Annotated in this window: 2 protein-coding genes; both read right to left on the bottom strand. The window is 34.3% G+C overall.

Annotated elements, in window-relative coordinates; genetic code table 11:
• Window positions 1-63 precede the first annotated feature (63 nt).
• Window positions 64-303, bottom strand: coding sequence for a hypothetical protein (locus tag V7164_RS25425; protein ID WP_335355624.1), 240 nt, complete (start codon window positions 301-303; stop codon window positions 64-66).
• A gap of 5 nt (window positions 304-308) precedes the next feature.
• Entirely contained in the window at window positions 309-1,217 is a 909-nt protein-coding gene (locus tag V7164_RS25420; RefSeq protein ID WP_335355623.1) for a tyrosine-type recombinase/integrase, read from the bottom strand.
• Window positions 1,218-1,420: the final 203 nt, after the last annotated feature.

Raw genomic sequence — 1,420 nt, 5'->3', positions numbered from 1 at the left:
GCGTCCTTATTGGATGTACATCAAGGAGTAAACTGTTACCGCAGTTACTCCTATTTTTTTTGTCTATAAAAACTTTTCACCGTCTAATAACGGATATTCTCTTTTTATAATTATCTTGTAAATGTCATTAGCGACATCATGGTGTGAATCATCGAATCTTGTATCTGGATGAGTAATTATATTATGTAGTGTAATGATGTTTTTAATAACTTCATCTTTTTCTTCTACAGACATCTGATGAACTATTTCTTTGTCAATTTGGATGTCATCATTTTCAAAACCGTCAAGCACAATACTTCTCAATTAAATTACTTCCTTAAATTCATCAATGGGCTTGTAGCAATTGCCGTATCAAGTAATTGTTCATCACTTAGCGATTGTAAATATCGCTGCGTTGTACTGATGTCCGAATGCCCGAGAAGCCGAGATAGTGAATAAACATCAATCCCACTAAGCAAACATTGAACTGCATAGAAGTGTCTATAAGTATGCGGAGACACCCTCTTACCAGATATCCCTGTCCTTTTACCTGCCAACTTAATCACGTCATCCAACGCATTATGAGATAGATCAGACCCCAAATATGTGAGGAAATAATGACTGGTTGTATCTTTCTCTAAAAAATACTGCTTTTTTAGTCTTTCATACTTAATTAATATTCTTTTTAAAGCTGGACTGATAAATACAATACGTTCTTTATTACCTTTTCCGTAAACCAGTATGGTTGTTTCTTTAACACTTTCAGATTGTAGTCCTCTAATTTCCATGGCACGAAGACCGCAATCAGCCATCATAGCAATCATTGCTTTGTTCCTAGCTTCAATGTAACTTTTGTAGGAAAACGCATCTATCATTGCTTGAACTTCATCACGTGTGAACCCTTTCAAAACCTTTTTAGGGACTCTAGGAAATTCTACCTTTTTCGCAATATTTTCTTTGAGATACTCTTCTTTTACGCACCATGAGAAGAAGGCTCGAATCATTTTAAACATAGAAACGATACTTTGCGGTTGTAAATTATCTTTCTGTTTTAATCGCATATACGCCTTTAAATCATGGACTGTAATACTTTCCAATTCTGTGATTCCTCTTTTTACTACCAAGAACTCTTTTATCTGTTTTAGTTCTTGCCTTTTGTTAATCATCGTCTTCTTGGTGAATCCTTTTGATTCACAACGGTATAAATATTCTTCTAACACATCTTCCAATAACAACAAAAAAATCACTCCCTCTGCTGAATCTTTCAACAGAAAAAGTGATTTTTGGTTGCAATTAAGAAAGATTAACCAATTTGAATCTAAATTTTCGGGGAAGGATTTACCTTTTTACCTTCCCTTTAGGAAAATTCCAGTATCAAATTGGCTATCAATCAAATGAGAAACCCTTATATATCAAGGGTTAGCCCGTCCACCATTATTTT

The sequence above is a fragment of the Bacillus sp. JJ1474 genome (assembly GCF_036965225.1).
Lineage (GTDB): Bacteria > Bacillota > Bacilli > Bacillales > Cytobacillaceae > Cytobacillus.
The sequence above is the reverse complement of the archived record's forward strand: the minus strand, read 5'-3'. Positions and strand labels throughout refer to the sequence as shown.